This window comes from Sphingomonas daechungensis (assembly GCF_039543105.1).
Taxonomy (GTDB): domain Bacteria; phylum Pseudomonadota; class Alphaproteobacteria; order Sphingomonadales; family Sphingomonadaceae; genus Sphingomicrobium; species Sphingomicrobium daechungense.
On record NZ_BAABJC010000001.1, the window covers coordinates 1,850,945 to 1,871,704 of the forward strand.

25 protein-coding genes and 1 tRNA gene are annotated in these 20,760 nt (G+C 60.3%); 14 read left to right on the top strand and 12 right to left on the bottom strand.

The window, feature by feature from the left end; all coding sequences use genetic code 11:
• Window positions 1–134: 134 nt before the first annotated feature.
• Window positions 135–1,442 carry a family 1 glycosylhydrolase gene (locus ABD928_RS09710; protein WP_187715355.1) on the top strand — a complete coding sequence of 436 codons (1,308 nt, stop codon included), beginning with the start codon at window positions 135–137 and terminating at the stop codon, window positions 1,440–1,442.
• Window positions 1,443–1,470: 28 nt separating this feature from the next.
• Here ABD928_RS09710 and ABD928_RS09715 read toward each other — a convergent pair whose 3' ends face one another.
• Window positions 1,471–1,791 (bottom strand): hypothetical protein, encoded by a 321-nt coding sequence (locus ABD928_RS09715; protein ID WP_187715354.1) that lies wholly within the window; start codon window positions 1,789–1,791, stop codon window positions 1,471–1,473.
• A gap of 127 nt (window positions 1,792–1,918) precedes the next feature.
• On the opposite strand from ABD928_RS09715, the gene ABD928_RS09720 reads away from it, so the two are divergent.
• A complete protein-coding gene (locus tag ABD928_RS09720; protein WP_345168338.1) occupies window positions 1,919–2,803 on the top strand; it encodes an aldose 1-epimerase in 885 nt (294 codons plus the stop codon).
• Window positions 2,804–2,851: 48 nt separating this feature from the next.
• Here ABD928_RS09720 and ABD928_RS09725 read toward each other — a convergent pair whose 3' ends face one another.
• Window positions 2,852–3,784, bottom strand: a complete 933-nt coding sequence (locus tag ABD928_RS09725; RefSeq protein ID WP_345168340.1) for a VOC family protein — start codon at window positions 3,782–3,784, stop codon at window positions 2,852–2,854.
• Window positions 3,785–3,926: 142 nt separating this feature from the next.
• On the bottom strand, window positions 3,927–4,619 hold the full coding sequence (locus tag ABD928_RS09730; RefSeq protein ID WP_345168343.1) for a L,D-transpeptidase family protein: 693 nt from the start codon (window positions 4,617–4,619) through the stop codon (window positions 3,927–3,929).
• Between the two features lie 206 nt (window positions 4,620–4,825).
• Between ABD928_RS09730 and ABD928_RS09735 the strand changes: the two genes are divergently transcribed.
• From ABD928_RS09735 to ABD928_RS09750, 4 genes are all read left to right on the top strand, one after another.
• Window positions 4,826–4,918: transfer RNA gene (locus ABD928_RS09735), tRNA-Ser, on the top strand.
• A gap of 138 nt (window positions 4,919–5,056) precedes the next feature.
• Window positions 5,057–6,280, top strand: coding sequence for a tyrosine-type recombinase/integrase (locus ABD928_RS09740; protein WP_345168346.1), 1,224 nt, complete (start codon window positions 5,057–5,059; stop codon window positions 6,278–6,280).
• A 53-nt stretch (window positions 6,281–6,333) separates the two neighbouring features.
• Complete coding sequence (locus tag ABD928_RS09745) at window positions 6,334–6,549, top strand: hypothetical protein (RefSeq protein ID WP_345168349.1); 216 nt, start codon at window positions 6,334–6,336, stop codon at window positions 6,547–6,549.
• A gap of 10 nt (window positions 6,550–6,559) precedes the next feature.
• A complete protein-coding gene (locus ABD928_RS09750; protein ID WP_345168352.1) occupies window positions 6,560–7,225 on the top strand; it encodes a hypothetical protein in 666 nt (221 codons plus the stop codon).
• Between the two features lie 29 nt (window positions 7,226–7,254).
• Here the strand turns inward: ABD928_RS09750 and ABD928_RS09755 are convergent, their stop codons facing one another.
• A complete protein-coding gene (locus ABD928_RS09755; protein WP_345168355.1) occupies window positions 7,255–7,713 on the bottom strand; it encodes a hypothetical protein in 459 nt (152 codons plus the stop codon).
• A 77-nt stretch (window positions 7,714–7,790) separates the two neighbouring features.
• Here ABD928_RS09755 and ABD928_RS09760 point away from each other — a divergent pair, with 77 nt between their 5' ends.
• Both ABD928_RS09760 and ABD928_RS09765 read left to right on the top strand, forming a co-directional pair.
• On the top strand, window positions 7,791–8,630 hold the full coding sequence (locus ABD928_RS09760; RefSeq protein WP_187715352.1) for a site-specific integrase: 840 nt from the start codon (window positions 7,791–7,793) through the stop codon (window positions 8,628–8,630).
• Window positions 8,602–8,763, top strand: coding sequence for a Flp family type IVb pilin (locus tag ABD928_RS09765; RefSeq protein WP_345168358.1), 162 nt, complete (start codon window positions 8,602–8,604; stop codon window positions 8,761–8,763). Before ABD928_RS09760 ends, ABD928_RS09765 begins: the two co-directional genes overlap by 29 nt.
• A 1,437-nt stretch (window positions 8,764–10,200) precedes the next feature.
• On the opposite strand, the gene ABD928_RS09770 is transcribed toward ABD928_RS09765, so the two are convergent.
• A complete protein-coding gene (locus tag ABD928_RS09770) occupies window positions 10,201–10,596 on the bottom strand; it encodes a hypothetical protein (protein ID WP_345168360.1) in 396 nt (131 codons plus the stop codon).
• A 424-nt stretch (window positions 10,597–11,020) separates the two neighbouring features.
• On the opposite strand from ABD928_RS09770, the gene ABD928_RS09775 reads away from it, so the two are divergent.
• The 6 genes from ABD928_RS09775 to ABD928_RS09800 all read left to right on the top strand — a co-directional run bounded on the left by ABD928_RS09775 (window position 11,021) and on the right by ABD928_RS09800 (window position 14,618).
• Window positions 11,021–11,389, top strand: a complete 369-nt coding sequence (locus tag ABD928_RS09775; protein ID WP_187715349.1) for a hypothetical protein — start codon at window positions 11,021–11,023, stop codon at window positions 11,387–11,389.
• 53 nt (window positions 11,390–11,442) lie between these two features.
• Window positions 11,443–11,664: a hypothetical protein gene (locus ABD928_RS09780; protein ID WP_187715348.1), complete on the top strand. Its 222-nt coding sequence runs from the start codon at window positions 11,443–11,445 to the stop codon at window positions 11,662–11,664.
• A 412-nt stretch (window positions 11,665–12,076) separates the two neighbouring features.
• Window positions 12,077–12,286: a hypothetical protein gene (locus ABD928_RS09785; protein WP_345168365.1), complete on the top strand. Its 210-nt coding sequence runs from the start codon at window positions 12,077–12,079 to the stop codon at window positions 12,284–12,286.
• 72 nt (window positions 12,287–12,358) lie between these two features.
• The gene (locus ABD928_RS09790; protein ID WP_345168368.1) at window positions 12,359–12,568 is read left to right on the top strand and encodes a hypothetical protein; all 210 of its coding nucleotides are present in this window, start codon (window positions 12,359–12,361) and stop codon (window positions 12,566–12,568) included.
• A gap of 1,107 nt (window positions 12,569–13,675) precedes the next feature.
• Window positions 13,676–13,906 (top strand): hypothetical protein, encoded by a 231-nt coding sequence (locus ABD928_RS09795; RefSeq protein ID WP_187715346.1) that lies wholly within the window; start codon window positions 13,676–13,678, stop codon window positions 13,904–13,906.
• A 118-nt stretch (window positions 13,907–14,024) separates the two neighbouring features.
• Window positions 14,025–14,618 carry an energy transducer TonB gene (locus ABD928_RS09800; protein ID WP_345168372.1) on the top strand — a complete coding sequence of 198 codons (594 nt, stop codon included), beginning with the start codon at window positions 14,025–14,027 and terminating at the stop codon, window positions 14,616–14,618.
• 91 nt (window positions 14,619–14,709) lie between these two features.
• On the opposite strand, the gene ABD928_RS09805 is transcribed toward ABD928_RS09800, so the two are convergent.
• The 7 genes from ABD928_RS09805 to ABD928_RS09835 all read right to left on the bottom strand — a co-directional run bounded on the left by ABD928_RS09805 (window position 14,710) and on the right by ABD928_RS09835 (window position 20,730).
• Entirely contained in the window at window positions 14,710–14,991 is a 282-nt protein-coding gene (locus tag ABD928_RS09805) for a hypothetical protein (RefSeq protein ID WP_345168374.1), read from the bottom strand.
• Window positions 14,992–15,199: 208 nt separating this feature from the next.
• Window positions 15,200–15,355: a hypothetical protein gene (locus tag ABD928_RS09810; protein WP_187715344.1), complete on the bottom strand. Its 156-nt coding sequence runs from the start codon at window positions 15,353–15,355 to the stop codon at window positions 15,200–15,202.
• Window positions 15,356–15,430: 75 nt separating this feature from the next.
• Complete coding sequence (locus ABD928_RS09815; RefSeq protein WP_345168380.1) at window positions 15,431–16,141, bottom strand: hypothetical protein; 711 nt, start codon at window positions 16,139–16,141, stop codon at window positions 15,431–15,433.
• A 141-nt stretch (window positions 16,142–16,282) separates the two neighbouring features.
• Window positions 16,283–16,546 (bottom strand): hypothetical protein, encoded by a 264-nt coding sequence (locus ABD928_RS09820; protein ID WP_345168383.1) that lies wholly within the window; start codon window positions 16,544–16,546, stop codon window positions 16,283–16,285.
• A 10-nt stretch (window positions 16,547–16,556) separates the two neighbouring features.
• Complete coding sequence (locus ABD928_RS09825; RefSeq protein WP_187715342.1) at window positions 16,557–18,092, bottom strand: DHA2 family efflux MFS transporter permease subunit; 1,536 nt, start codon at window positions 18,090–18,092, stop codon at window positions 16,557–16,559.
• Window positions 18,092–19,267 (bottom strand): HlyD family secretion protein, encoded by a 1,176-nt coding sequence (locus tag ABD928_RS09830; RefSeq protein WP_345168386.1) that lies wholly within the window; start codon window positions 19,265–19,267, stop codon window positions 18,092–18,094. The genes ABD928_RS09825 and ABD928_RS09830 overlap by 1 nt, the downstream gene beginning before the upstream one ends.
• Before the next feature lie 29 nt (window positions 19,268–19,296).
• On the bottom strand, window positions 19,297–20,730 hold the full coding sequence (locus tag ABD928_RS09835; RefSeq protein WP_345168388.1) for an efflux transporter outer membrane subunit: 1,434 nt from the start codon (window positions 20,728–20,730) through the stop codon (window positions 19,297–19,299).
• Window positions 20,731–20,760: the final 30 nt, after the last annotated feature.

Below are 20,760 nucleotides of genomic sequence, written 5' to 3' on the forward strand. Positions count from 1 at the left end.
TCGTTATCGAAAACGGCGGGAACGCGACATTGCTCCCGCGGTTTTCTATTCGGGCAGGCCGGGACAGAAGCTGTTCCCTGAATAGAATATCGGCGTGAGCGGCGTCCGAGGGAGACTGAAACATCGCCAACTTCATGTTCGCGACCGGGATAGAGAACAGCATCCCGACCATCGACAATGGCAGGACGCGCGTCGACGAGATGGAGGTCTGCGGCCACTACGAAAGGTGGCGCGAGGATTTCGACTGCGTCCAGGAAATCGGCATCAATTTCCTTCGCTATGGTCCGCCTCTCCACAAGACGTATCTCGGCCCCGGCAAGTACGACTGGGAATTCGCGGATATCACGCTGACGGAGCTGAAGCGCCGCGACATCACGCCGATCATCGACCTTTGCCACTTCGGCGTTCCCGACTGGATCGGCAATTTCCAGAACCCCGATTTCCCGGTTCTCTTCGCGCGGTACGCGGCAGCCTTCGCCGAGCGCTACCCCTGGGTGCAGCTCTACACGCCGGTCAACGAGATGTTCATCTGCGCGATGTTCTCCGCCAAGTACGGCTGGTGGAACGAGCAGCTGAAGACGGACCTCGGGTTCGTCACCGCGCTCAAGCACATCGTCAAAGCCAATGTCCTGGCGATGCTCGAAATCCTCAAGCACCGCGCCGACGCGATTTTCATTCAGTCCGAATCGTCGGAATATTTTCACGCCGACAGCCCGGCCGCCATCCATCAGGCGGAAGTGCTCAACTCACGGCGCTTCCTCAGCCTCGACCTCAACTACGGCCGCCGGGTCGACAGTGAGATGTACGAGTATCTGCTGGATAACGGGATGACGAAGGAAGAGTATCACTTCTTCCTTCACAACCGGCTCAAGCAGCACTGCATCCTCGGCAACGATTACTATCGCACCAACGAGCATCGCGTCTTCGAGAACGGACACACGACCGCGAGCGGCGAAGTCTTCGGCTACACCGAGATCACGCGGCAATATTACAATCGCTACCGCCTTCCGATCATGCACACCGAGACCAACCTCGTCGAAGGTCCGGTTGGCGACGAAGCCGTGCACTGGCTGTGGAAGGAATGGGCCAACGTCCTTCGCCTGCGCAACGTCGGCATCCCGACCGTCGGCTTCACCTGGTATTCGCTGATCGACCAAATCGATTGGGACACGGCGCTTCGTGAGAAGAACGGCAATGTGAACGCGCTTGGGCTGTTCGACCTCGATCGCAACATCCGCAATGTCGGCCGCGCCTACAAACGCCTGATCCGCGACTGGCGGGAGGTGCTACCCGCGTCGAGCCTGTGCCTCGTCGTGCCGATCGTCCCGCCGTCTCACTACGAGCTCGCCAGCGCCCGCGAGCAGGAGGAAGAGGCCCGGCGGAGGCTGAACGAGGAAGAAGTGGATCTTGGCGCGCCCGGCGAGGGGCAGGCGTCGGCGTGAGAATCCGCGGCGGTGCGGTGTTGGTGAGCTAGGCTACGCGTCGAATGCGGCGGCGATCTTCGCGTTCGAAGTCGACGCCGTCGAGCTGGTGCCGGAGCTTCTCGATCTCCGCATCCGGGGCCGGCAGGTCGGCGGCGCCGTAGCGAGCCTCGCAAGCCGCTTCCTCGGCATTCAAATCGCGAAGGTAACTGATCGAGAGGCGGCGCCCGAAGACATCGTCGCCCTTCATCCGGAGCTCGGGCTCGGCTTCCGTCGGCAGGCTGTCCCGGATTGCCGTGAGCGAGTTGATCAGCTGATCGAGCGAAGTGTACTCGCTGATCTCGATAAAATCTTTGACTCGTCTACCCATGTTCCTCTCCCCGGACCCCGGGGTAAATTACCAAGCGCCTGATTCCGTGCGCAACTTTATTTGTCAGCTTATCCCCAGCGAAGTTGCCGACTTGTGAATTCCTGGTCGTCTGAGGTTTAGAAATCCGATGTCATCCACTCTCCTGACTTTGTCGTCCTCGAGGCTCGAGCTTCAGCTAAATCCCTCAATAGGCGGGGTAATTTCACGGCTCGCGTATCTGGGAGCCGAAAGTCCCGTTTCAATATTGCGTGAAAGCCTCACCCCGCTCGAAAACGTTCTGGAGGCGGGTAATTTTCCTCTCGTCCCCTATGTGAACCGGATTCGGGGCGGCGCGTTCGCCTTTCGGGGCAGGGAGATTCGCCTGGAGCCGAACATGGCTGGCGATCCGAGTCCCCTGCACGGGCAGGGGTGGCTGAACCCTTGGACAGCGGATGAGGTCGATGGATCCTCGGCGGTCCTCTCATACCGGCACGAGCCCGGGGAATGGCCTTGGGCCTACGAAGCGCAGCAGGACTTCAGGCTCGTTGACTCAGTGCTGGATGTGAGGCTGACCTGCACCAACACATCCGGTGAGCCGATGCCGTGCGGACTGGGCCAGCATCCCTATTTCCAGTGCGGGCCTCAGACCCGGATCGACACTGGCGTCGGCTTTGTGTGGACGATCGATGACAAGGTCCTCCCGGTCGCCAAGCTCCCGGCCACGGGCCGTTACGATCTCAAGGACCGCCTGATTTGCGGGCAGGCTCTTGACAACGGATTCGCAGACTGGAGCGGGCGCGCCCTGATCACCGATCCCGATTGGCTGTTTGAGATCGAGCTGTCGTCGCCCGAAGCCCGCTTCTTCCAGATCTACTCGCCCGCGAGCGGTGGAGTCTTCGTGGCCGAGCCGGTCAGCCACGCGAACGCCGCGCTCAATGAGCCGGAGACGGACTGGCTTGCCCTTGGAATCCGCATCCTCGAGCCCGGCGAGCAGATGTGCCTCGACATGCGGATCGACGTGCGAGCAATATAATGCAGCGACCGATCCAGGCGCCGGTAAGTCGCCACTCCGGCTTCCTCATTATTGCGTGGGGCTTTCCGCAGTGAATTCTGAACAGCACGGCTTCATGACGGGCTGAAACTCCATGAGTTCGATGCGCGTCCCGTCGGGATCGTAGAAATTGGCCTGCCATTTACCGTCGAGCCCCATCTGTGGGCCGTCGTGGCGTTTGCTGAGCCGGTTCTCGCGGTAGAGTGTCGTAACCGCCGTCTGCATGTTGGGCACGCCCAGCGACACATGGTTGAGCACGCCCAGCTGATTGGCATCGACTTTCTCCAGCGGCACGTCCGATCCCGGACCGACCATCATATATTCGAGCCAGTCGCGTCCATCCGGGGCCTGTTGGGACACCCAGTCGACCTTTGAGGGATTGAATGCGCCGTACCAGTACGGCCGGAACCCGAGCAGGTCGCGATAGAAAAGGTCCTGCTTGGCGCGGTCGCGAACCAGGTGGCCGACGTGGATGATCCGCCCGCTGATCGCTCCGGCCATTGCGGCATTGCCCTTGCTTGAGGGCTGCACGAACTGGACCTCGTTGCCTTCGGGATCCTTGACCGAGAACCAGACTCCCTGTGGCCCGCGCCGGAGTTCGCTCGCGCCGGCGACGTCGTTTGCAATCAGGTACGCGCGCAGCGCGGACGCGTCGGCTGTATTGTACGCGACGTGGGCGAGCCTGCTCGGGCCGAGACCGGCAGGTGAGGGAAGCACTTCGACGAATTGCTGCTCGCTGAAATAGTAACGCGCGCCGGCGGGGTTCTCGGGGTCCGGGCCCTTGGTGGCGCCCAGAACCACGACGTAGAAGTGCTCACTGGCCCCGAGATCGCTCGAATAGACTGCGAGATGCGAGATTCCGGTGATTGCCGGTCGCACCAAATGGGCTTTCCGCGGCGGCGTCACTGCAGCCAAGGCCAGAGCCGACGCAAGCCCGCCGGCGCAGAGTGCCAAGCGCCTCATCATCATAATGTCCTCCCCTCGACCTTTCAGCTTCCGCTGCCGGCGATCTTCCGGACAGCGGTTTGCATGGCCTCGGCGGAGCCAAGCTATTGCATGGGGTCTGAGGTCCGCAATCGGCTTTGTTGAAGGATAGCCGACGGGGCTATTTCGGAACGACTCCCGATTGAAGCTTTGCCATTTCGGCATTGTGTCGCCGCACGGCCTCCTCGTGCTCCGCCTTCGCCTTTTCGAATTCGACGAGCGCCCGGTCCGCAGCTGCCCGCTGCTCCGCCCTCCGCCGAACGAATTCGTCATTGGCGCGCACGAATTCGTCCATTCTGCGCTGCTGCTCGGCGACCTGGGCTGAATCCGTGATCATGACCGGTGTGCCGACCTGAGTGGCTCCATAGAGCAGCTTGGCGAAGCCCACCGGCAGGCGAATACAGCCATGCGACGCGGCGTAACCGGGCAAATTGCCCGCATGCAGTGCGACGCCCTTTGAGGTCAGGCGCTGCATATATGGCATCGGTGCATTGTCGTAGGTGCTCGATCGATGCTCCAATTGCTTCTCCAGGATGGGGAAGATTCCGATCGGCGTCTCGCGATCCTTGCTGCCGGTAGAGATCGTCGAGGCGCCGATGAGGACGCCTTCCCGGTAAACCATGGCGCGTTGCGACGTGAGATTGATGACCACGAACAGGGCACCGGGGGGAGCAGTGCTTGCTTCCCAGACATATTGGCCGGGGCCGAGCGTCGCCGCCCTTAACTCGATAGGCATGGTTTGAACGTCTGAAGCTCGCGCGGACGCCGAAGCGGCGGCGCAGGTCAGGACCAGTAATGCAATCAGCCGTCTCATCTTTACCTCGGCAGGTTTGCTTTCGAACAGGCCCCCGGCTGCGGCGACCTACTAGCGCAACGAAGACATTCGCACCATCTGACCAGGCTCCAGTTTCTCCATCCGCGGTTTCGGATCGCTGCGGCTTGAGATGCCTGGCGGAATGGAAGGGGGCGGTTGAAGGATGCCGAGGCTGACTATATAGGCCGCCGCCTAGCGCTGCTTCCGGAGACGTGGGTGAGTGGCTGAAACCAGCGGTTTGCTAAACCGCCGTACGGGGGATTCCCGTACCGAGGGTTCGAATCCCTCCGTCTCCGCCAGCTACTTATTCGCAATCATTCGCGATTGTCCAAAAATCGTTAGAATCCTGACGTTACTTAGGTGGATTCCGTGCGCCGACGGTCGTTGACGTTCGCGTGCAATCGCGCCATAAAGGGGTAACTGTTGAGGGAACTGCCATGGCGCTGACCGTCGCCCAAGCACGCAACGCCAAGCCCGGGCGACACTCCGACGGGAAAGGCCTTTATCTCCTCGTAAAGCCTAGCGGGACCAAATCCTGGGTCCTTCGAGTCCAGTACAATGGGAAGCGGCAGGACTTTGGCCTTGGGACCTTCGTGCCGGAGGCCGTCCCTGTTGAAATTCCGCTTCAACAGAAACGATCACTCACGCTGGGCGAGGCGCGAGAAAAGGCGCGGATCGGTCGTGAAATTGCGAAGGCTGGCTTGAACCCATCCGCCGTCTGGCGGCACATCCACGAGGAAATCCCGACATTTCGACGCGCCGCTGAGCAATACCACTCACAGGTTTCCAAAGGCTGGCGCAACGGGAAGCACGGCGAGCAATGGCTCAACACGCTGAAGACGTATGCCTTCCCGGCATTAGGCAGCCTATCCGTCGACGAAATCGACGCGCCTGCAATTCAGAAGGTCCTGCTTCCTATCTGGCTTTCCAAGGGCGAGACGGCCCGGCGCGTTCGCCAGCGTATCGGCGTGGTCCTCGATTATGCGCACGGCAAAGGATGGCGAAAGAGTGAAGCTCCGATGCGGGCGCTCAACCAGCTGATGGGGGGCATAAAGCAGCCTAAAGGGTCCAACTTCGCCGCGATGCCGTACAAGAGCCTGCCGGAGTTCGTTTCCAGTCTGGCCGAGGGCGAGTTCTCCATCGGCCGGGCTGCGCTTCGGTTCCTGATCCTGACTGCGGCTAGATCCGGTGAAGTCCGCAAGGCGCGATGGCGGGATGTCGATTTGGATGGCTGCGAGTGGCGTGTTCCTCCCGAAAACACAAAGACAGCAAGATTGCACATTGTGCCGCTCGCACCTGCGGCCGTCGAGATATTGGGCAAACTCCGGGAGGCAGTCGCTCACAAGCCGAATGATCTCGTCTTTCCAGGGCTGAAAGGAACGATGAGCGACGCGACACTTGCCAAGGTGCTGCGGATCAATGAAGGCAAGGACTATACGGTTCACGGTTTCCGATCGTCCTTCCGCGATTGGGCGGCGGAGACTGGCTTCGCGGACGCCTGGGCGGAGGCTGCGCTTGCCCACACCAATCCCAATCGCACCGAAAGCGCCTACAGACGAACGACCTTCTTCGAGCAGCGGAAACAAAAGCTCATGCCGGCGTGGGCTTCGTATTGCACCGGTTCGCAAGCCAACATTATCCGGTTGGCGGAAGCCGTCTAGTTGCTTCCGGTTGCCGCCTTGCTACGCTTGTGTGGCTCGGGCGGGGAGTTAGCGTGACCAACAAGCTGTTCTACGGCGACAATCTCGACGTTCTGCGCGAGCATATCGCGAGCGAGAGCGTCGACCTTATCTACCTCGACCTGCCGTTCAACTCGAACGCCAATTACATCCTGTTCAAGTCGAAAGTCGGCGACGGCGCCGACGCCCCCGCGAGCGTAAAGCGCGCGAAACGCGAGGATACGTCGGGTTCGCAGCAGCAGTTGCTGTAGTCGGCCAGCTATGCCCGAATTTTGGATTCCGACCTCGAAGGCCTTGGCGGCAGTGGCAGCGGATGGCGACAAACGCGAAGCGAGATTTGCCATTACCAAGCGTGCTCACGCCGGCCTACTCAACAGTCGAGCCAGGCTATTTGTGAGCGAACGCGGAGAGGCTCAGTTCGCTCTAGTTCCTCGCGAGTTTTGGTGGGCCGAAGGACATGACGCGCTCGAGCAGGATTGGGAGCGCGGGGATTTTTCGACCTGGATCAACAAAACTTTCGAATTGAGAGCTTACGGGGTCGAGTTCGATTTCGACGGCCTGCGCGACATGCTCAGCGCGGAAAGCTGGTTCAAGCTAGCCCGCAACCTTTCCGTTGTCGGAGATCCCAGCTGGCTGTCCGCCGTGGCGGCGCGACAGTTTATGTACGAGGAGCTTGGAGCAAACCCCGTTGCTGCGGGTCCGGCGCTACTCGATAAATGTAAGCTTGGATTTGTGCCGGCACGAGCGGCCTTGATGCAGAAGTCGTCGTCAGGCTTCACTAGTTGGAGCCTCGAAGAGCGTGAGTGGAATATCCCGGATTGGTTCTGGGAAAACTTCACTAAGCCGGAACATAGTTCTCAGGATTGGCAGCGTGGAGCGTTTCGCGGATTGGGGAATCTATGCGATGATCGGCGACGGCCGGCTTGAGATCTTCAAGCTGGGTCGCCGGACCCTCATTAAAACGGCTTCGATTCGCCGCCTCGTCGACTCTCAAAACTGAGGTGGCGGGAATGGCAAAGCGCCGGGTAAACCCGAACGTAGTCAAGCTCAACCGGAACTACGACACTACTCAGCTCGCTACCTGTTGCGGCGTTCACAAGAACACAGTGCTGAACTGGCGAACGGCCGGGCTCGAGCCAATCGACAGTTCCAAACCGATCCTCTTCCACGGCTCTGTCGTCCGCGAGTTCCTCAAGCAAAGGAACGCCAAACGGAAGCAGCCCTGTGGACCAGGCAAGCTCTACTGTTTCAGTTGCCGAGAGCCGCGACGGCCAGCACTTGGCTTCGTTGAATACGTCTTGGTGACTCAAAAAGGAGGCAACCTGAAAGCCTTCTGCGAAACTTGCGAGACGGTCATGCATCGGAAGATCCGCCGCGCGGACCTGGAAGCCAAGATGCCCGGCGTCGAGGTCCAATTCGCGGACCGACAGCTACGCCTAATTGGGACCCCTTCTCCCTCCCTGAACTGTGATCCTGAAAGGCAGGCCGCAGCATGACCAAACCCAACGCGAAAAATGAGCGAATCAAGCGCGAGTACGTCCTCTACCTTGAGGAGGCGATGCGCCGCGACCCAAGCACGGTGGATCGGGTGCTGAAGTCCATTGATCGGTTCGAAGAGTCGACGAGGCGGAGAGATTTTAGGTCCTTCCACCGCCGGCAAGCGGTCGCCTTTAAGCAGAGGCTCGCGGAAGCCCTGAATGCCCGAACCGGCGAACGGTTGAGCAAGGCGACGGTCCACTCGATACTCCGAGACCTGCACGCTTTCTTCTTCTGGCTGGCTCACCTGCAAGGGTTCAAATCGCACATCGCCTATTCCGACGCCGACTACTTCAACCTCAGCGACAAGGATGTCGCGATCGCCAATGCGAGGCGCGAGAAGCGAGTGCCCACGCTTGCGCAGGTTGAACTCGCGCTGGCTGCGATGCCGGTTGAAACTGCCTTGGAGCGGCGCAATCGAGCTGTGGTCGCCTATGCGGTCGTAACCGGGGCTCGTGTAGCGGCTCTGGCATCATTCCGGCTGGGTGACGTGAACATAGACGAGGGTTTCGTCGATCAGGACGCTCGCCACGTCCGGACCAAATTCAGCAAGACCTTTCGGACCACCCTGATGCCAGTGAGCGACCTATCTATGTCGATCGCACGGGACTGGTATGTGGAGATGAGTGCCGACCTGACCCGCGGCCCCGCCGATCCGCTATTTCCCGCGACCGAGATGGGTTTGACGGCCGAAAGCGTTTTCGCGCCGCGAGGGCTGGGCAGAGAACCTCTTCGAGCCGCTCAATTTCGCTTAGAGGGGCCAAATTATGCTCAAGCGCTTTGTAAGAGTCTGTAACGACAGCCGTGGTGCCACAGCAGTTGAATACGGCCTTCTCGCGGCACTTATCGCAGTTGCGGCGATCGCCTCGTTACGCACGACCGGAACCAAACTACGGGGCACCTTCAGCAACGTGTCTAACGCGCTCTAAATCCGGGAGGCTGAAGAGGGTCGCGACGGACGCAGCCGATGAGGACCTAAGAAGTCTGTGAATTTCCGCTTCTGGCCGGTCCCGACTATTGGCGCCACCTTAAGGTTGCTCCAATGAGACTTGCCCGGTTGAAGACTGCCTCCTCCGTTCGACCCATCTCCCGCGCTATGGCGCGAGCGGACAGCCCTTATTCGGTAATGCTTTGCAGCTTCGTGTATTCATCGGGTGTCCAAGGCTTTCGGTGATTGGGCCGTGAAACCATCAATATAGGCCCACTCGTCGAACTTTCTGATCGCCCTCACCGCGCTTGGTGCTTGTATTCGATTCTCGCTTTTGATCCCGAGCCAAGCTCCGGCCGGCGTCCTTAGGCTGTTTGACTACGTGTTTTTTGTCTCTTCGGACGTAGCGCTTCTGTGTTCCGGTATCGATGAGTTCGCGCGGCATATTTCTTCTCCCGGTTGGGAGAAAGGCACCAGGCTTCCGCGAGTTCCCGGTGCCTCAATTTGTGGGCGTACCCCGCCAAGAGCCCGGCGGCATCTACGTGGGAACGCGCGCGTTCAAGTTTCCGCCGCTCTTCGTAACCTGGCAGGGGCTGCGCTGGATCTCCTAGATCACTTTGCGGTCTGCCATGCGCTTCTCTTGCCATTGCGGACATTAGAACCCTTCGAGTAGAGTTCCCGCTTTCCACCCAAACTTGCCGCGACCGTATTCGACCCATTGCGGACATTAGAGGCATTGCTAGTCTCATCGCATGCAACGCTGGTTTGTGGCACTCATTCTAGGCTCGTCGCTGTGCGCCTGTGTATCTCCCTCGGAGCAGCGAGCGAGAGCTTACGCGAGGGATTTTGTGCAATCGGACGCTAGATCCGACGCGGCCAACACGGCCGATGCGCGGTGTAATGGGAATGCAGTCTTGCTTGACGGTCGCGAGGGATACTCGGCGGACGATTACCAATGCGCGGGCGAGCCGCGCTGACTTCCGCTTTAGCGATACGGACTGGTTTCCTCGTCTGCGCGTCAGCAGCACTTTCGTCATGTTCGCCAACCGAACCCGCCTTAGATGCAGAGGCCCGCGCGGTGCTATCCAAGAGGTATCGCGAAGCATCCACCGACACCCTACACGTACGGAATGTGCGCCGCTCAAACGACGCGGTTTGCGGAGAGGGAAAGGGACGCCCTCCGTATTTTAGGCTTTTCTACTATCGGCCCGGAAAGGATGCCGCGCTCGACCTGCCGCCGGGGCCAAGGTTGACTGCTGACGGCGCAAATTGCTCGGTGCGAGATGATATACTCGCTATTTGCGCTCCTACGGCATCGGAACGTGAGCAAGCGGAACTTCGTAACGTACGGTGCCGGATGAGCGGTACGCTCTGATGTCCGCTTTCACCCAAACTTGCCGCGACGGGTTCCGATATATTTAGGACAGTGGCAGAACGCCTAATCGCATTTCACCTCCGGACTTAGTCCGACCTTTTCTGCCCAACTTACTGCCCAACGATTGTCGGCATCCGGACCCAAGCTGCTTCGACGGACCGCACGGGCGTGGTCCAGTGGGCGGGCCTCCGAGACAAAATATGCGGTGCAGATCGATCCGGGCGTGCGGAAACTGCACCATGCTCTGCCGGCCTGGCTTGGTCGGCACGACAGATCGCTTACCGCTTCCCTGCCAAGCGGCAAGACGGGTGCCTCACAGACATCGATCAGCGCGCGGCACATCGCGACTTCCCATTCGAAATAGGCGTCAACGGCGTCGACCGTGTCGGGCATATCGCGTGGCACGGCGGTCGAGGGAGCGGCTCCGGCGATCAGCAAAAGTGCTGCGAACAAGCTCACGCGACAATCCTGTAGTCAAAACTTCGCCGAAGCAATGCTCATTCCACCCGTTCCGGCCGCGTCCGCTTTCGACCCAAAGCTGCCACTAGCCAAGCGTCTGATTTCGACCCATTGCGGACTTAACAGCATCGGCAAAGTTGGGCCGAAGCGGAGGTGAGGCATCAAGTTCGATTGGATAGATTTCGGGCACTCCAACAGCGAGCCTGCGGAGGCAGCGGCATCGGTAGATAAGCTGCTGCACAACTCGACGGCCTCGTTGCTTGCCGAGTTCTTGCGGCGGCGAGACGCTCCCTACAGGAAGGTTTTTTGCTGGCTGGGACGCGAGGAAGGCGTTTTCAAAACGTCGCCGCCGGACGCTCCCGGCACACGCCTGGTGGAGCTTACGTTTCCCTTCGCGGCTTACAAAGCACCGGGCGCTGACCGTTTGGCAGTTTTCGCTGAGTGGCTGGTCAATGCGATCGCACTTGGAGCCCCGGAACTCGGCATTGATGGCGAACAGGTTGAGGCGCTGAAGCAGCGTCTCGCCGAACACAATTACACCTATGTTCGGACGGACAAGTTGAGGCGGTCAGCCGGCGAGCCTGCTTGCCTAGCTATTTACGCGCATTCGCCAACCGAGCTGACCGTCACCGTCAATTGCAAATTGCCGAATGGAGAAGCCATTTCGCGGACGCTCGCTGAGCATCCATTCAGCCGGGACGAGCTCGTCTACGGTCGTGCCATTTCGCGTGTCATTCTTGATGAGGACCGCAAACTCACGGTTTACGCTCACGACGGTGCTCTTTTGGCCTGATGGCAGCTCTCCATCCAAGTTGACATCCAACCAGACGAACGAAAAACTACGACATGATCTCGGCACCAGCAGCTTGGTGGAGCAAGGCGATCGCCGTACTCATAATGGCAATTGTCGCCGCCCTGTGGATCTATAACTTCATCGTCGCGCCCCTGATTGAAGGTAGATGGTTGTGGGTTGCCACTTTCGTCGCGGCGACCCTGGTTTGGATTGCACTGAGAAGCGCGGCTCAGCGCAAAGCCGACAGCATCGACTATCGGCGCAATCATCGCTGACGACTGCGCTGCCTTCCAATGTCAGCATTCCACCCAAACCCGTCGCGACCGTTTCGACCCATTGCGGTCATTAGAAGCAACGCTGGTCTCTTCGCATGGAACACCGCGTTGTGACACTCACTCTATGCGCTTCGCTGTGCGGTTGTGTTTCGGCTTCGGAACGGCGTGCGAAAGCCTACGCAAGGGACTTTGTCCAATGGGATGCTCGTTCCGATACGGCCAACACAGCCGACGCGCGGTGCCATGGTGGCGCCGTCTTGATCGACGGTCGGGAAGGATTCTCGCCGGACGACCATCAATGCGCTGAACAGCCGCGCTAACGGCCGCTTTCCACGCATTGCGGACATTAGCGGAGTGCCTGAAAGCAACAGCAAAGGATTGCTCTCATTCTCGTATGCGATAGCCTGAGCGCATGAGAGGCTTGGCCATATTTCTCTCGCTCTTCGCGGCCTCGTTGCTGCTTTTCACGCTCGGCGTGACGACCGGGACAAACTTCCTGCTCTATGCCGGTCTTATCCTCTTTGGCGTGCTGGTGACGGGACTGGCACTGCGGTCCACTTCCAACGCCGTAGATTTGGGTACGTCGTGGATGATCGGTCCTCCGCCACCGAAGGACGATTGAATGTGATCGTGGCGACGGGGAGATGGTCCGCTTTCCCATTGCGGACATAATTGGGCGCTGGCACGATGAAGCATGGCGACCATCTACATGCCTCTGTTGAACGAAGGCGTGGACGTTTGGCGTCCTGTTGAAGCTACTGCTCTAACCGCTGACACTTATCGGGTTGAAGGCGACGTGCCAGACGACGAAGAGTGGGCATTTGATCCCGGCTCGATTGTCCGCTGTGAGAGCAGGAAGTTAAGCGAGGGCGAGAGAATGACGGCGGTTGCTGTCGCCGACTGAGTGTCAGCTTTCCACCCAAACCTGCCGCGTCAGCGTTCGACCATTGCAGCCATTCATCAACGCAGTAAGCAGGGTGCGTGAGGGGCGCGAATATCTTCGTCGGCGTAGCGGTCGTCCTTTGGCTCGTCCTTGCGTTGATCGGATTTAGCCTCATTCAAGGCGTCGTGTCCCAACATGTCCCGGGTTACCCAAGCAGCGCCCAAATTCGGTTCTTAGTTATCTACCCACTGCTAATTGCAGCGACGCTCGTCGTTTGCGCTTGGCTTTGTAATCGTGGCGCGGGACGCCCAGCATTGCTGGGGTGTCTTTCTGGAACCGCGATGCTGGCCTTCTTCCCTTATTTTCTCGGGTTTGGCGGCGGCGTTTAGTTACGGCAGCTTTCCACCCAAACTTGCCGCGACAGCGTTCGAACCACTGCGGATTTAGGGACGAAGGTCAATCGAGGCTGTTAAGCTATGGCCAAGCATCAGACACAACGAAAAGAAGCCGATCCCGCCCGCCCAGGAAGGGATGAGCGCCATCAATGCACAGGCAGCAAGCGCCCCTATAAAGAGTAGTTTTGAGAACAAGAACTCACGGCCGCCTCCGAGCCAATATTCGCGGAGGGACTTGTGAGTCAGAATGTGGATCCATTGAAGGTGTATCAAGACCCACATCGAAGCGAGCGCCGCAGCTATCCCTTGGTCGAATGTCATCGCCTGTCAGAGTATCGCATGGCTCGCTAAATGTCCGCTTTCCACCCATTGCGGACATCGGATGAACGCGCACATACCGACTGTGGCGAGCATTTATAAGAACGCGATGGGTTTTCTCGGCATTCTCATCGCGCCGGTTTGGATTTGGCTGATTTGGATGTCCGTTCGCTCGGGCGTCACCTGGGGCTGGGCGGGCGGTCCAAGCCGCCGTCAGAAACCGGCACTGTTTTGGATTGTCATGCTCTCTTACCTTGCACTGAGCGTGGGCTTCGTTTGGTACGGGTTCGCTCGGCTCTGATGTTAACTTTCCACCCAAACCTGCCGCGACGGCCCGACCCAAATGCTGACTGAGAGGGATTGAAGCCAGTCGGCACGGCATTATCCTGTCGCTCGATTTGTAGGGGGCCATCTGATGCAGCTGAATGCCAGGCAGCTCAGCCATTTCCAGTATCACAGGCGCAGATTGTTTCTGAACCTCTTCGCACTCGCGTGCGCAGTTGTGATCATCGTGGTCGTCGTTGGTTTTGGGACGGGGTCGCGATCCGTGGACATTCTTGTTGGCGTCGCAGCGATCGTCACTTTCATGCGTGCCGCTCCGGCGAGCGTTGAAGAATATAGAGTCATGAAGGCGGACCCATCGTAGGGTCCGCTTTACAGCCAAACCTGCTGCGCTAGCTTTCAACCCAAAGCGGACATTAGAAGCTGGAAGCTGGAAGCTGACGCATATCGACAATGGCTGAAACCAGTGCAAACTTGAGCGCATGATCTGGGTTGCACTTGCCGCTCAATTGAGCGCTCCGGTTCCCATCGATTTCCTCAAATGGTGGTCGCCCGATGACATGCCTGCCTACCACCAGATCAACGGGATCACGCGTTGGCTCACCTACCGCGTGACTGTGAAGCCCGACGGCTCAATTCAGGCTTGCGACGTCGAGATCAGCAGCAGTGACAGGTACCTCGACAGCCTGTCCTGCAACATCATCAAAAAGCGTGCGAAGCTGGCACCGGCAAAGTGGACCGACGGATCACCCGTCCAGGGTGTCTTCCGAGCCGGAGTGACATGGGCGGTCGGAGATGATCCGCCTCCGAACCTCAGGCCGCCTGACCTTACGGTTAAGGTAGACCAAATTCCCAAAGGGGCTCGTTCGTCGGGCTACGCCAAGGTGATGTTCGCCGTCGATGAAAACGGTCGCGTTTCTGATTGCGCGGAATATCCTGAAAACGAGCGGCCAGAACTGGTCGCTGTGGCCTGTCAGGCAGTGATTGAGAGCTACAGAGCCACAGCCGCCGCAGGACCGAATGGCTACGCCGTACGGTCGGTTCAAAACGCTGACGTTAAGGTCTCGAAGAAGTAGACTGCCGTAGCGATTGCGAACCACTTCGTTCAACGCGATCTGAGCAAGCGCCAACGACCGCTTTCGACCGGTTCCGGAGATTAGCCCCAGCCTAGTCGAGCGACAGGAGTACCCATTTATCCTTGTCCAGCGCGACGATGACCAAGTGCCGCTTCCAGCGGCCCTGAGCATCCCACGCCTTGAAGCGGCAGCGATACTCAGTTGGTTCTTCCTCGAACGCTCGGCAGCGGAGAGAGCGGATGGTGTCCGTCCTGAAACTTACAGGTCCTGCGACCTGGGGGGCAGCTTGCAGCGCGGCGGCAAGCTCCGCGCCTGAAGGGCCACTGGCAGCGCTAGGTGCGGTCACACCAACCGCAATGGTGAGCAAGAGCATTATGAGAGCACGGTCCTACATTTGATGGGGTCAATTCAATGTTGGCTTTCCAAACCCGCCGCGACCGTTTCCGACCCATTTCTGCCACTAGCGCCCAACAAGCATTACAACCAGTTCGTGCGTTGACTGCCTATTAAGAGTGCCGAACGCTTCTCGCCGGAGGACGAAGGGGCGGCCTGGACTGGGCCGCCCCTCCTCGTTCCCGGATCTAGCTGAATGCGCTGCGCAAAGCCGATGCAATCGAGCCATCTCCGGCCGCCAGCACCGCTCCGCTAATGGCAATTGTTGCGGCAACAATTAGCCGTGCAAGAGCGCGTCCGACATCCGTGCCGCGGCGCTTTCCCGAATAGTCCAAGTTGATCATGTTCGTTCCTTCGTCGTTTGATTTTTGGTTGAGTTGGCAATGAGTGCGAGCGCCGCGAAAGCGGCGAGCGCAGGGTTATTTCCTCGTGGGGTCGGATACGACGACGTAGACGGTCGAACCCGAATTGTAGGTCTGCTGGTACCAGGTGCCGGCACAGGAATAGTAGCGGCTTGTCCCGTAGGTGTATGGATAGCAGCTGGCTGGAAGGGTTGAGCGGTAAGAGCCGACTGCAACCGTCGTCGCGGTTGCTCCAACCGCGACCCCAGTCGCATAGGCCGCTCCCGTCCCAGCTGGATAGCCCGCCCATCCGCTATTCACGTTCACGTCGACGTCGTTGCCGACGGCGACATTGCCGGTGTTGACGTTTCCGGACCCAACGTTGCCGTTGTTCACGACGTTCGTATTGCCGTTGCCACTTCCAACGACGCCGGAATTGGCGTTTCCGGTGTTCATGGCGCCGGCCCTGTTGTTGCCGGTGTTCGTTGCGGTCGTACTGTTGCCGTTTCCGCGTTTTGCCTGCGCGTTCCGGCTCGCGCCGGTCGACGAACCGGTTTGCGGCTCTTGTGCGCTAGTCCGCTGAGGCCTGCTGCCACTGTGCTGACCGAGGCGGCTTCCGCTGGGTCGGGAGAAGGTCCCGCCTTTGACGCCGAGCGCGCCGCCTGGACCACGAGCTTCAGCCTCGTGGACCGTAAAGACCGTCAGCGCTGCAAAGGCAGCGACGAGCCCGAGGCCTGACGAAACGATACGAAGCCCGGCCAAGGGTTTCACGCTGGTAATGTCTTGCATCTCTCACTCCTTTTTCTTCGTGTTTTGCGCACGATCTCTCTTGCCCGGCCGGTGACCGGTGGGATGGGTCGTTCGCTTTGGTCAGGACGGACCACCGTGATGGTCCGCATCTAACGGAGAGGCTGGACCCCCCCGTTCGAATCACAAGGCGTGGGGCAATCCGTCGTCGGCGCATTGAGGGCCGACCCGGAATGTACCGACGCCGCCGATCTCCCTTTGGAAGAAGATCGGGCAGTCTTCGTCATCTTCGAAGGACACATCGGGACGCCAATCGTGCGCATGGTTTCCGTCTTCGTTCGACTGTCCATCGCTTTCGGCGCGAAGGCCGATTGCCGGCGCGGAGCTTTCCTGCTCGGCACCTATCCGCATGCCAGACACAGCAGCGGCAAACATCAAATCCAACACTTCCTTTCTCCTAGTGAGCATGGCCCGCTGCGACCGCGTGCTTGGGGCGCGGGGCGAGCCAGACGATTGACGCAGCTGCGGCGAACACGATTGCCGCGAGGGTGAAGATTGATCCGGTGGCGAGAGCCGTGGCCTGCCCATCGACAAGCTGGCTCACGACCTGGCGTGACTGCTCGACCGTGTAGCCGTGAGCCTCCAGCGACTGCATGGTCGCTCCGGCGCCGTTGAGGACGCCGGACAGCTCAGCCCGCGTACCTTGAGCGCCGTCGTACCACAGGGTCGTGCCGATCGCCGTTGCGACGGCCCCCGACATCGTGCGCAGGAAGTTCATGACGCCCGCGGCCGAGGCCACTTCGTCCTCGCGGACCGCGCCCAAGGCGAGCGTGGTCAGCGGCACGAAGAAGAACGGCATTCCGGCGCCCTGGATCAGTTGCGGCAATGCAAGCGTCCAGAAGTCGGAATCGCTGGTCCACCAGAACACGCGGATCAGCGATGTGCCGCCCAGCCAAAGGATTCCGAACGACACGAGGATACGTTCGTCGAACCGCGTCGAGAGCTTGGCTACCACTGGCGCCATCATCACGGCGGCGACACCGTTGAACGCGGTCGCATAACCTGCCCAGGTGGCCGTGTAGCCAAGCGAGCTCTGCAGCCACTGCGGGATGACGACTAGGCTGGCGAAGAAGGTGCCGTAGGCGAACACCAACGCGATGACGCTGACCGTGAAGCCGCGGTACCGAAAGACCTTGAGGTTCACGGCAGGATCCTTGTCGAACAGCTCCCAGACGGTGAAGAAGCTGAAGCCAACCGCGGCGATGATCGCCAGGCTGACGATGAAATCGCTGCCGAACCAGTCGTGCTCGCGGCCAAGGTCCAGCATCAACTGAAGCGATCCGACCCAGAGGACGAGGAGCATCAACCCGATCGTGTCGATCGGCGCCTTCTCCACCTTCGTCTCCGCGTTGCGTAGCAGGATGACGGCCCCGGTCGCGCAGATGGCCGCGATCGGAATGTTAATGAAGAAGATCCAGTGCCAGCCCCAGTTGTCGGAGATCGTCCCGCCAAGGATGGGGCCCAAGATCGGAGCGACGATTGTCGTCATTGCCCAGATACCCGTGGCTTGCGCGTGTTTCTCCTTAGGGAAGATGCGAAGGAGCAAGGTCTGGCTGATCGGCATCAGTGGTCCGCCGCACAGTCCCTGCCCTATCCGAAATGCCACCAGTGAGCCGAGGCTCCACGCCATCCCGCACAGCAAAGAGAATACGCCGAAGCCCGCCATCCCAAACGCAAAGACGCGAACCGTACCGAACCTGCGGGCGAGCCAGCCGGTCAACGGAACGCAGATGGCTTCCGCGACCGCATAGGATGTGATGACCCACGTGCCCTCGCTCGACGAGATACCGAGTCCGCCCGCGATGTGCGCGACGGACACGTTGGCGATCGTCGTATCCAGCACCACCATGAAGTTTGTGAAGGCCAGCACGAAGCAGGCGAGGATCAGCGTTCCCTTGCCCATTGCCGGCATCGGGTTTTCAACGGACGACATCACTTGCCTCCGGACGTGTCGATCTTGGCCTCCATCGAGAGGCCGACGCGCAGTGGGTGCTTGGCGAGCTCCTTGGGATCCAGCGTCACGCGAACCGGCAGGCGCTGAACGACCTTGATCCAATTGCCCGTGGCGTTTTGCGCAGGGATCAGGGCGAATGCGGACCCCGTGCCGCCCGAGAAGCCGGCGACCGTGCCGTGGTAGACGACGTCGTCACCATACAGGTCCGAAGTCAATTCGACCGGCTGGCCGGGCATGACTTTCTTGAGTTGGCCTTCCTTGAAGTTTGCATCGACGTAGACGCTTGCGACGGGCACGATCGTCATCACGGGAGAGCCGGCGCTGATGCGCTGGCCGACCTGCACCTGCCGGTTTGTGACGACACCGTCGATCGGCGCGCGGATGATTGTGCGCTGAAGATCGAGACGTGCCTGGTCGCGCTTGGCCTTTGCCGCCGCGACCTCGGGACTTGTGTCGATCGTCGATCCGAGGATCAGTGCCTGGTTGGCCGCCCAGCTCTCGCGAGCCGCGCCCTTCGTGGCAGCCGCCTGTGCGACACCCGCCCGAGCAAGGACCAGGTTCGCTTGCGCGGTCGAATAAGCATTCTTCGCATTGGTCAGCTCTTCGCCGGATACGGCCCCCGACGATGCGAGTTCCGAACGACGGCCCAAATCGATCCGCGCCTTGTCTAAGCTGGCCTTGGCGGAAGCGAGCTGCGCTTGTGCCTGGCCGACATCCGCCTCACGGGCATTGATCTGCGCCGCAAGCGATCCGCTGTTTGCGGCCGTCTGCGAGAACTGGCGCCGTGCCTTGAAATACTCGGCTTCGGCCTTGGCAAGCGAAAGCCTTGCATCGCTGTCGTCAAGGCGAAGAAGAACCTGCCCCTTTCGGACAACCTGCGTGTTGACCACCGCAACATCAGTCACCGCTGCCGAGACCAGCGGCGTGACCTGGGCGGAGTCTGCCGCGACATAGGCGTTATCGGTCGAGACCGAGCCGCTGTCGTGGAGCATGTACCACCCGCCGCCGATCGCGAGCTTTGCAGCGACAAGCGCCAGCAGCACCTTTGTCCGGCGCGACTTTCGCAGCGCGTCCGCCGTCTTCTCCGCGTCCGGCACGACGACCTCCTCGAGGTGTTCGGCCTTCTGCAATTTGATCGGATCTCTATCAGCCATTGTCATATTCCCTGTTTCGAAAGTTGGAGTCAGGCAGCCGTGAAGCCGCCGCCAAGGGCGCGGATCAGCTGCACGTCGAGGGTGAAGGCACGCGTCTCGAGCTGCGCGACGTTGAGCCGAGCTTCGAGGACGCCTTCTTCGGCGGAGAGCACATCGAGGTAGGTCGACAGGCCGTGCTCGTAGCGCTGTCTCGCGAGGCGATTGGCCTCTTCAAAGTCGGCCAGCGCGCGGCGCGAGTTCGCCAGCCGCGAGACGAGCATCTTCTGGCTCGTCACGGTATCGGCCGTCTCGTGCAACGCCTCAATGACGCGGCCATCGTAGAGGGCTACGGCCTCGTCATATTGACCGCGTCGACCGCGGTACTGGCCTTGGAGCGCGCCCCCGTGGAACAAGGGGAGGGAAACCGCGGGGCTCACGCTTCCAATTCCAGAGCCGCTGGAAAACAGATTGCCGAGCCCGAAGGACGACAAGCCAATCAGCGCGCTCAAATTTACGTTGGGGTAAAAGGCCGCTTTCGCTTCCTTGATGCGATCACTCGCGCCCTCGACGCGCGCACGGGCGGCGGCAATGTCGGGACGACGGGCGATCAGCTCGACCGAAGCGTTTGCCGGGATTCCCTGCGCCTGAAGCGCACCGAGCACCGGACGCTCGATCTCCATTGCGCGGTCGGGACCTGAGCCGACGAGTGCAGCCAAGGCATTCTTGGTGAGTGCGATGGCCTCATCGACTTCCTCGATGTCCGCCCGCGTCTGGGGGATACGTGCTTCGGCTTGCTTCAGCTCGGCACGGGTATCCAGGCCGATGGCAGTACGCTGATTGACCAGCCTTGCCGTCTCGGTTCGGATCTTCAGCGCGAATTCGAGCGTGTCACGCTGGGCGTAAAGCGAAGCCAGCTCTGCATAGGTCGACGCGAGGCCGGTGGTCAGCGCTAGCCGGGCCTCGTCCATTTCGAAGCGGGCGGCATCCGCGTCGGCGTTCGCGGCACGGAAGGCAGCGCGGTTCTTGCCCCAGAGGTCGAGGTCCAGGGAAAAGCTGAGCCCAAGCGAACCGCTGTCGTTCCAGCCATTCGGGATCATCGCCGCTGGGACGCTTTGGTTCTGGCTCTGCTTGGCAAGTTCCGGCTGCGCGAACCCATCGACTGACGGCTTCAGCGCCGCGCCTGCCCGCTGGGCGAACCCTTCGGCGGTGCGCATCCGCGCCGCAGCGGCCTCGAGGTCAGGCGAGCCGATGAGTGCCTCGTCGATCAGGCGGGTAAGCTGGGCATCGCGGTAACGAAGCCACCAGCCATCTACCGGCCACGTTGCGCCTTCGCTCGTCCTGAGCGACCGCGCCGCCGCAAAGTCCGCCGGCGCTGCCATTTCGGGCATCGCGCCGAGGTTGGGCACTGAGGCACAAGCGCTCGTAAAAAGGGTAGCCGAGAGCATTGCCGCGCGGATGCTCCGCGCAGTTGAAAGCCGCGTCATCTGTACAAATCCCTGTTTTGTAACTGTACG

What these genes read in the sequence shown, in the direction of transcription:
- ABD928_RS09710 (WP_187715355.1), top strand. Translation starts at nt 135, where the DNA reads ATGTTCGCGACCGGGATAGAGAACAGCATCCCGACCATCGACAATGGC.
- ABD928_RS09715 (WP_187715354.1), bottom strand. Translation starts at nt 1,791, where the DNA reads ATGGGTAGACGAGTCAAAGATTTTATCGAGATCAGCGAGTACACTTCG.
- ABD928_RS09720 (WP_345168338.1), top strand. Translation starts at nt 1,919, where the DNA reads ATGTCATCCACTCTCCTGACTTTGTCGTCCTCGAGGCTCGAGCTTCAG.
- ABD928_RS09725 (WP_345168340.1), bottom strand. Translation starts at nt 3,784, where the DNA reads ATGAGGCGCTTGGCACTCTGCGCCGGCGGGCTTGCGTCGGCTCTGGCC.
- ABD928_RS09730 (WP_345168343.1), bottom strand. Translation starts at nt 4,619, where the DNA reads ATGAGACGGCTGATTGCATTACTGGTCCTGACCTGCGCCGCCGCTTCG.
- ABD928_RS09740 (WP_345168346.1), top strand. Translation starts at nt 5,057, where the DNA reads ATGGCGCTGACCGTCGCCCAAGCACGCAACGCCAAGCCCGGGCGACAC.
- ABD928_RS09750 (WP_345168352.1), top strand. Translation starts at nt 6,560, where the DNA reads ATGCCCGAATTTTGGATTCCGACCTCGAAGGCCTTGGCGGCAGTGGCA.
- ABD928_RS09760 (WP_187715352.1), top strand. Translation starts at nt 7,791, where the DNA reads ATGACCAAACCCAACGCGAAAAATGAGCGAATCAAGCGCGAGTACGTC.
- ABD928_RS09765 (WP_345168358.1), top strand. Translation starts at nt 8,602, where the DNA reads ATGCTCAAGCGCTTTGTAAGAGTCTGTAACGACAGCCGTGGTGCCACA.
- ABD928_RS09780 (WP_187715348.1), top strand. Translation starts at nt 11,443, where the DNA reads ATGATCTCGGCACCAGCAGCTTGGTGGAGCAAGGCGATCGCCGTACTC.
- ABD928_RS09785 (WP_345168365.1), top strand. Translation starts at nt 12,077, where the DNA reads ATGAGAGGCTTGGCCATATTTCTCTCGCTCTTCGCGGCCTCGTTGCTG.
- ABD928_RS09790 (WP_345168368.1), top strand. Translation starts at nt 12,359, where the DNA reads ATGGCGACCATCTACATGCCTCTGTTGAACGAAGGCGTGGACGTTTGG.
- ABD928_RS09795 (WP_187715346.1), top strand. Translation starts at nt 13,676, where the DNA reads ATGCAGCTGAATGCCAGGCAGCTCAGCCATTTCCAGTATCACAGGCGC.
- ABD928_RS09800 (WP_345168372.1), top strand. Translation starts at nt 14,025, where the DNA reads ATGATCTGGGTTGCACTTGCCGCTCAATTGAGCGCTCCGGTTCCCATC.
- ABD928_RS09805 (WP_345168374.1), bottom strand. Translation starts at nt 14,991, where the DNA reads ATGCTCTTGCTCACCATTGCGGTTGGTGTGACCGCACCTAGCGCTGCC.
- ABD928_RS09810 (WP_187715344.1), bottom strand. Translation starts at nt 15,355, where the DNA reads ATGATCAACTTGGACTATTCGGGAAAGCGCCGCGGCACGGATGTCGGA.
- ABD928_RS09815 (WP_345168380.1), bottom strand. Translation starts at nt 16,141, where the DNA reads ATGCAAGACATTACCAGCGTGAAACCCTTGGCCGGGCTTCGTATCGTT.
- ABD928_RS09825 (WP_187715342.1), bottom strand. Translation starts at nt 18,092, where the DNA reads ATGTCGTCCGTTGAAAACCCGATGCCGGCAATGGGCAAGGGAACGCTG.
- ABD928_RS09830 (WP_345168386.1), bottom strand. Translation starts at nt 19,267, where the DNA reads ATGGCTGATAGAGATCCGATCAAATTGCAGAAGGCCGAACACCTCGAG.
- ABD928_RS09835 (WP_345168388.1), bottom strand. Translation starts at nt 20,730, where the DNA reads ATGACGCGGCTTTCAACTGCGCGGAGCATCCGCGCGGCAATGCTCTCG.